This window comes from Janthinobacterium sp. JC611, assembly GCF_018682595.1.
GTDB lineage: Bacteria > Pseudomonadota > Gammaproteobacteria > Burkholderiales > Burkholderiaceae_D > Janthinobacterium.
Genome location: NZ_JAFLJN010000025.1, coordinates 382,187 through 389,131, shown reverse-complemented (window position 1 = coordinate 389,131; position 6,945 = coordinate 382,187). Strand labels below are relative to the sequence as shown.

The window sequence follows — 6,945 nt, the reverse complement described above, 5'->3', positions numbered from 1 at the left end:
CGACCTCAACCTTGGCAAGGTTGCGCTCTACCAACTGAGCTACTCCCGCATTGGAGCTTGTTTACCACTTGATCCCGCCGCGCCAACTGCTTTGCGGCGGATAAAAAAAGGAAGCCAGCTTAGCTTCCCTTTAGAATTCTGGAGCGGGAGAAGAGTCTCGAACTCTCGACCTCAACCTTGGCAAGGTTGCGCTCTACCAACTGAGCTACTCCCGCAGTGGACAACATTGTATCAGAAGCTCTACTACATCGCCAGTACTACTTTTTACTACATTCGCTGTTTTTACCTATGACACGATCCAGAAAACTGGAGCGGGAGAAGAGTCTCGAACTCTCGACCTCAACCTTGGCAAGGTTGCGCTCTACCAACTGAGCTACTCCCGCGTCATCAACAACAGGCCAGCATTATAGAGGGATTACAGGGGCTGTCAACGGGCAATATCTGGTCTTTTGCAAAAAATCCCGCACAAAGCAGCCGCCTGCCTGTTCTTAGTGCAAATTTCCCGCCTTTTCTTTAATCAGGGGCCACGCCAGGCGCAAATAATAAAACATCGACCACACCGTCAGCACGCAGGCGATCCACAGCAGCTTCTCGCCCCACACATGGGTATCGATCGCGCCAAAGATCACTTCGTGGTACAGCAGCAAGGGAATGGCCGTCATTTGCGCGGCCGTCTTGATCTTGCCGATCGAGCTGACGGCCACCGATTTCGATGCCCCGATCTGCGCCATCCATTCGCGCAATGCGGAAATCGTGATTTCGCGGCCGATGATGATGAAGGCCAGCACGGCATTGACACGGTCCAGTTGCACCAGCACCAGCAAGGCGCCCGCCACCATCAGCTTGTCGGCGACCGGGTCGAGGAAGGCGCCAAAGGCCGAGGTCTGGTTCCAGCGTCGCGCGAGGAAACCGTCGAACCAGTCGGTCACGGCCGCAATAATGAAGACCAGGGTGGCAACCAGGTTCTGGTCGCCATGCAACAGCATCGACGGCGGCAAATAAAACACGCCGACGACGAGCGGTATCAGGGCCACGCGCAGCCAGGTCAGAAGAATGGGAATATTAAAAGGCATAAGAGTGCAGTCGGCCGACGGGTAAATTGAATATGAGAAAGCGTGAAGAAAGCGCCACTAGTCTACATGGCCCCGGGGTATTATCCTAGTCCGCTTGCGGCAGCGCCGCACCAGGCCGCCCACTCATTAATGCAGCTGCTTGTAAATCTCTTCGGCCAGTTGCGTGGAAATCCCCTCCACCGACATCAGGTCCTCGACGCTGGCGTCGACCACGCCGCGCAAGCCGCCAAAGCGCGACAGCAGTTTCTGGCGGCGCTTGGCGCCGATGCCTTCAATCTCTTCCAGCCGCGAGGTCTGGCGCGTCTTGGCCCGCTTGGCGCGCATGCCCGTGATGGCGAAGCGGTGCGCCTCGTCGCGGATTTGCGCGATCAGCATCAGCGCCGCCGATTCCTTGCCCAATTCCTGCGCCGGACGGCCATCGACGAACAGCAGGGTTTCCAGGCCCACCTTGCGCCCTTCCCCCTTGGCCACGCCGACTATCAGGCTGATATCGAGCCCCAGCTCGGCGAACACCTGGCGCGCCATTTCGATCTGGCCCTTGCCGCCGTCGATCAGCACCACGTCGGGCATGACGCCGTCGCCATTCGCCACTTTCTCGTAGCGGCGCAGCAGCACCTGGCGCATGGCCGCGTAATCGTCGCCAGGCGTGATGTCGTTGATGTTGTAGCGCCGGTATTCGCCGTTCTGCATGGCGTGATGGTGAAACACGACGCACGAGGCCTGCGTCGCCTCGCCCTGCGTGTGGCTGATGTCGAAGCATTCCACGCGCAGGCTGTCGAGATCCTCCGTCTCCAGGCGCAGCGCCTCGGCCAGCGCGCGCGTGCGCGACTGCTGCGAACCCTGCTCGGACAGCAGGCGCGCCAGCGAAATCTCGGCGCCCTTCTGCGCCAGTTCCAGCCACTGGCGGCGCTGCCCCTGCGGCTGGAAGATCAGGTTGATGCGGTGGCCGCACTGCTCCATCAGCGCCACCATCAGGGCCGGCTGGTCGAATTCGATATTCAGGATCAGGGTGCCGGGAATGAATTTTTCCGTGTAGTGCTGCGCCAGGAAGGCGGCCAGCACTTCCACTTCGATGGGTTCTTCGGCAATCGCCGCCGCATCGCTGAGCTGGCTGGGGAAGTAGGCGCGGTCGCCCAGGTGGCGCCCGCCGCGCACCATGGCCAGGTTGACGCAGGCGCGCCCGCCCTGCACCAGCACGGCGAGGATGTCGACATCGGCGTCGCCCGTCGTTTCCATGCTTTGCTGGTGCAGCACGCGCGACAGCGAAGCGATCTGATTGCGCACCACCACCGCCTGCTCGAATTTTAATTCAGCGGCAAACGCGTGCATCTTCTTTTCCAGGTCGGCCAGCACTTCGCTCTGGCGCCCGCGCAGGAAGCGCGCCGCGTTTTCCACGTCATTCTTGTAGTCTTCCTTGCTGATCAGGCCCACGCACGGCGCGCTGCAGCGGCCGATCTGGTGCAGCAGGCAGGGCCGCGTGCGGTTGGCGTACACGCTGTCCTCGCAGGTGCGGATGAGGAACACCTTCTGCAGGATCTGCATCGATTCCTTGACGGCCCAGGAACTGGGGAACGGCCCGAAATACTGGTTTTTCTTGTCCACCGCGCCCCGGTAATACACCATGCGCGGCGCATCGCCATTGGTGATTTTCAGATACGGATACGACTTGTCGTCGCGGAACAGGATGTTGTAGCGCGGCTGCAGCGCCTTGATCAGGTTGTTTTCCAGGATCAGGGCTTCCGCTTCGCTGTGCGTGACCGTCGTTTCCAGGCGCGCGATGCGCTCGACCATCATGGCGATGCGGGGGCTGGCCAGGTTTTTCTGGAAGTAGCTGGAGACGCGCTTTTTCAGGTCGCGCGCCTTGCCGACATACAGCACCTTGTCGGCGGCGTCGAAATAGCGGTACACGCCGGGCAGGTTCGGCAGCTTGGCGACGGTGGCCAGCACCTGCGCGCGCGGGTCGGGCGGCGTTTCCGCGGAATTGAGGTCGGGTATTGCTTCAGTCATTGCTGGCTCATTCTTGCGCTGTCTGCTCCACGATCACGAACGCGACCGCATAGTCTTCTTCATCGCTGATGGTCACTTGCGCGCTCAGGCGGTTTTTCTCCATGAAGTCCGCCAGCACGCCGCTGCAGACGATCATCGGCTTGCCGCTGGGGTGGTTCAGCATTTGCGCGGCGGGCCAGGTCATCGGCATGCGCAAGCCCAGACCGATGGCCTTGGAAAACGCTTCCTTGGCGGCGAAGCGCGTGGCGAGGAAGCGCACGCCGCGCACGGCGTTCTTGGCGCTGCGGGCGCGGAATTTTTCCAGTTCCTGCGGCCCCAGTATCTTTTGCGCGAACCGCTCGCCATGGCGCGCCAGGGCCGCCTCGATGCGGGGAATCTTGCAGATATCGGTGCCGATGCCGTAGATCATGCCGCGCTCCCTGGTCAGGCCCTGTGGCCCAGGCGCGTGGCCACCATGATGGCCTTCATCTCGCGCACGGCGTTTTCCCAGCCGACGAACACGGCGTGTGCGACGATGGCGTGGCCGATGTTCAATTCAGCGATATCGGGAATGGCGGCGATCGCTTGCACGTTGGTGTAATGCAAGCCGTGACCCGCATTGACTTTCAAGCCGCGGCCCACGCCGAACAGCACGCCCGCCTTGATGCGCTCCAGCTCGGCCAACTGTTCCGCGCCGTCCGTATCCGCATAGCGGCCCGTGTGCAGCTCGATCACGGGCGCGCCGAGCTCGGCGGCAGCGGCGATCTGCTGCTCGTCCGCATCGATGAACAGGCTCACGCGGATGCCCTCGCCTTGCAGTTGCTGCACGGCCGCCTGCACTTCCTTGAAGTAGCGCACCACGTCCAGGCCCCCCTCGGTCGTCACTTCCGTGCGTTTTTCCGGCACCAGGCAGACGTCGGCAGGCTTGATGCGGCAAGCGAAATCGATCATCTCGGCCGTGACGGCCGCTTCCAGGTTCATGCGCGTGAGCAGCTGCGGCGCAATGGCGATCACGTCCGCATCCTTGATGTGGCGGCGGTCTTCGCGCAGATGCAGGGTAATGGCGTCGGCGCCGGCCTGCTCGGCCAGCAGGGCCGCGCGGACCGGGTCCGGATACGCGGTGCCGCGCGCATTGCGCAAGGTGGCCACGTGGTCGATATTGACGCCCAGGTCGATGACGGGGCCGGAAGGCTGCAAAAAGCTCATAGTGATGGTATCCGTAAAGTGCTGTCGCGCGGCAAACCGCCGCTACAGCTGCATTAAATCGATCAGTATCTGGCGCGTATTCAAGGTGGCGCCCCCCAGTTGATGGGCCAGCAAGAAGCGCATCAGCAGCTTGCTTTGCGCCTGCGTGGCCACGTCAAGATAATCTTCGCGCTCCATGTCGAGCAGGGTCTTGCCCGTGATCTTCGGCCAGGCGTCGGCCGCGCGCGCCGGGCGCGGTCCCCGTTCCGGGTCGACCACGTACACCTGCCCCGCCTCGACGGCCTGGCGCGTGGCCGTGCAGCGCGCCAGGTCGGCCGCCACGCCCGTTTCCTTGAGCAGGGCGCGCTCGAACTTGCGCAGCACGATGGGCGGCGGCTCATTGTGCGCCAGTTGATTCAAGGTGGCAACGTAGTGGTCGAACAGGACGGGGTGCGGGTCGTCGCGCGCGAGCAGCTTGACCAGCAATTCGTTCAGATAAAAGCCGCACAGCAAGGCGGTCTTTTCCAACGGCAACATGCCGCCCACCCATTCCGCGCCGGTGAGGATGCGCAGTTCGGATTTTCCCGTCCAGCCCGCTTGCAACGGTTGAAACGTCTGCAGCACGCCGCGCAACTGCGAATGGGGCCGCTTGGCGCCCTTGGCGACGAGCGCGATGCGGCCATACTCGCGCGTAAACACGTCGACGATGAGGCTGGTTTCCTTATGCGGATAGCTGTGCAGCACGAAGGCTGGCTGGCCCGTGATGCGGCCGTCGCGCCCGGGCGGACGGCTGCGCCTTGGCGGCGCTGCGGAAGCTGCGGCCGGCGGCGCGATGGCCGCCGGCGCGGGGACGGGTGCGGATGCGGCAGATGCAGCAGGCGAGGCTGGCGCGATGTCAGGCAGCGCTGGCGTGGTGGTGCTCATGCGTGTAGCGTCGCCCCCGGATTGCGGATTACTCGTAGCCGTAGGCGCGCAAGCCCGCCTCGTTGTCGGCCCAGCCCGACTTGACCTTGACCCAGATTTCCAGGTAAACGGGGCCGCCGAACAGCTTTTCCATGTCCAGGCGGGCCTGGGTGGAGACTTCCTTCAGGCGCGCGCCCTTGTTGCCGATGATCATGGATTTATGCGTATCGCGCTCGACGAGGATGGCGGCGAACACGCGGCGCAGATCGCCTTCCTGCTCGAATTTCTCGATCAGCACCGTGCTCGTGTACGGCAATTCGTCGCCGACAAAGCGGAACAACTTTTCGCGTACGATTTCCGAGGCGAGGAATTTCTCGCTGCGGTCGGTGATGTCGTCCGGCCCGAAGATGGGCTGGTTTTCCGGCAGGAAGCGCTTGATTTCGTTCTGCAAACCTTCCAGCTGGAAATGCAGCTTGGCCGAGACGGGCACGATGGCGGCGAAGTCGCGCATGGCGGCGACCTTTTGCGCGAACGGCAGCAGCACGGCCTTGTCCTTCACGCGGTCCGATTTATTGATGACGAGGATGCACGGCACTTCCTTCGGCAGCAGGTCCATCACTTGCTGGTCGGCCGGGCCGAAGGTGCCCGCCTCGATCACGTACAGGATCACGTCCGAGGAAATCAGGGTGTTCGTCACGGTCTTGTTCAACGTCTTGTTCAGCGCGTTCGAGTGGCGCGTCTGGAAGCCGGGCGTGTCGACGTAGATGAATTGCGCGTCCGGCAAGGTCTGGATGCCCGTGATGCGGTGGCGCGTCGTTTGCGCCTTGCGCGAAGTGATGCTGACCTTCGCGCCGATCAGCACGTTCATCAGGGTCGATTTGCCCACGTTGGGGCGGCCCACGATGGCGATATAGCCGCAGCGGAAGTTGTCGGGCATTTTGGTGGCTGTCATGCTAGTGTCGATTCTGTTTAGTGTGAGCGGCGATCGCCGGGGCAGCCGGGGCTTGCGCGTCGTCGCTCTGGATGGTGGCAATGCCGGCCAGCTTGAGCTGGGCGGCGCGCGGTTTGGGCTTGCGGCTGGCGGCAGGCGACTTCAGCAGCGCCTGCTCGGCCACGTCCAGCGCCAGTTTGGCGGCGGCTTGCTCACCGGCGCGGCGGCTTCCGCCACGGCCATAGACCTGGATGTTCAATTTCGGCACCAGGCACTCGATCTCGAATTCCTGGCTGTGGGCGGCGCCGTGGGTGGCCACCACGTTGTACTGTGGCAGCGAAATCTTCTTGCTCTGCAAAAACTCCTGCAGCAGGGTCTTGGCATCCTTGCCCAGGGTTTGCGGATCGACCGAATCGAGGATGGGGATGTAGAAGGCGCGGATCACCGCGCTGGCGGCATCGAAGCCCGTGTCGAGGAAAATCGCGCCCAGCAAGGCTTCCAGGGTGTCGGCGAGGATCGATGGACGGCGGAAGCCGCCCGACTTCAGTTCGCCTTCGCCCAGGCGCAGGAATTGCGACAACTCCAGCTTTTGCGCGATTTCATACAGCGACTGCTGCTTGACCAGGTTGGCGCGCAGGCGCGACAGGTCGCCCTCGTCGATGGACTTGAAGCGTTCGTACAGGATGGAAGCGACCACGCAGTTGAGGATGGAGTCGCCGAGGAATTCCAGCCGCTCGTTATGCAAACTGCTGTGGCTACGGTGCGTCAAGGCTTGCTGCAACAGGCCAGCATCCTGGAACGTATAGCCTAAACGGGTTTGCAATAGCTGAAGATTCATTGTTGTTTCTGTATCATCTGAGTAATTCG

The 6,945-nt window shown here is 62.4% G+C and carries 7 protein-coding genes and 2 tRNA genes; all 9 read right to left on the bottom strand.

Annotation, left to right across the window (positions count from 1 at the left end; translation table 11 throughout):
• Positions 1–139 precede the first annotated feature (139 nt).
• A tRNA-Gly gene (locus J0O65_RS19915) sits at positions 140–215 on the bottom strand.
• Positions 216–307: 92 nt separating this feature from the next.
• Positions 308–383 (bottom strand) — tRNA-Gly (locus tag J0O65_RS19910).
• A 105-nt stretch (positions 384–488) separates the two neighbouring features.
• Positions 489–1,073, bottom strand: a complete 585-nt coding sequence (gene pgsA, locus J0O65_RS19905; RefSeq protein WP_215408951.1) for a CDP-diacylglycerol--glycerol-3-phosphate 3-phosphatidyltransferase — start codon at positions 1,071–1,073, stop codon at positions 489–491.
• Positions 1,074–1,199: 126 nt separating this feature from the next.
• The gene (gene uvrC / locus J0O65_RS19900; protein WP_215408950.1) at positions 1,200–3,080 is read right to left on the bottom strand and encodes an excinuclease ABC subunit UvrC; all 1,881 of its coding nucleotides are present in this window, start codon (positions 3,078–3,080) and stop codon (positions 1,200–1,202) included.
• Positions 3,081–3,087: 7 nt separating this feature from the next.
• The gene (gene acpS, locus J0O65_RS19895) at positions 3,088–3,489 is read right to left on the bottom strand and encodes a holo-ACP synthase (RefSeq protein ID WP_215408949.1); all 402 of its coding nucleotides are present in this window, start codon (positions 3,487–3,489) and stop codon (positions 3,088–3,090) included.
• Positions 3,490–3,503: 14 nt separating this feature from the next.
• Complete coding sequence (gene pdxJ / locus J0O65_RS19890) at positions 3,504–4,265, bottom strand: pyridoxine 5'-phosphate synthase (RefSeq protein WP_215408948.1); 762 nt, start codon at positions 4,263–4,265, stop codon at positions 3,504–3,506.
• Positions 4,266–4,307: 42 nt separating this feature from the next.
• Entirely contained in the window at positions 4,308–5,168 is an 861-nt protein-coding gene (recO, locus tag J0O65_RS19885) for a DNA repair protein RecO (RefSeq protein WP_215408947.1), read from the bottom strand.
• Between the two features lie 28 nt (positions 5,169–5,196).
• Positions 5,197–6,099, bottom strand: a complete 903-nt coding sequence (gene era / locus J0O65_RS19880) for a GTPase Era (RefSeq protein ID WP_086140331.1) — start codon at positions 6,097–6,099, stop codon at positions 5,197–5,199.
• A gap of 1 nt (position 6,100) precedes the next feature.
• Complete coding sequence (gene rnc / locus J0O65_RS19875) at positions 6,101–6,916, bottom strand: ribonuclease III (RefSeq protein ID WP_215408946.1); 816 nt, start codon at positions 6,914–6,916, stop codon at positions 6,101–6,103.
• Between the last annotated feature and the right edge of the window lie 29 nt (positions 6,917–6,945).

Coding starts and splice junctions, on each gene's coding strand:
- pgsA (WP_215408951.1), bottom strand. CDS start 1,073: ATGCCTTTTAATATTCCCATTCTTCTGACCTGGCTGCGCGTGGCCCTG.
- uvrC (WP_215408950.1), bottom strand. CDS start 3,080: ATGACTGAAGCAATACCCGACCTCAATTCCGCGGAAACGCCGCCCGAC.
- acpS (WP_215408949.1), bottom strand. CDS start 3,489: ATGATCTACGGCATCGGCACCGATATCTGCAAGATTCCCCGCATCGAG.
- pdxJ (WP_215408948.1), bottom strand. CDS start 4,265: ATGAGCTTTTTGCAGCCTTCCGGCCCCGTCATCGACCTGGGCGTCAAT.
- recO (WP_215408947.1), bottom strand. CDS start 5,168: ATGAGCACCACCACGCCAGCGCTGCCTGACATCGCGCCAGCCTCGCCT.
- era (WP_086140331.1), bottom strand. CDS start 6,099: ATGACAGCCACCAAAATGCCCGACAACTTCCGCTGCGGCTATATCGCC.
- rnc (WP_215408946.1), bottom strand. CDS start 6,916: ATGAATCTTCAGCTATTGCAAACCCGTTTAGGCTATACGTTCCAGGAT.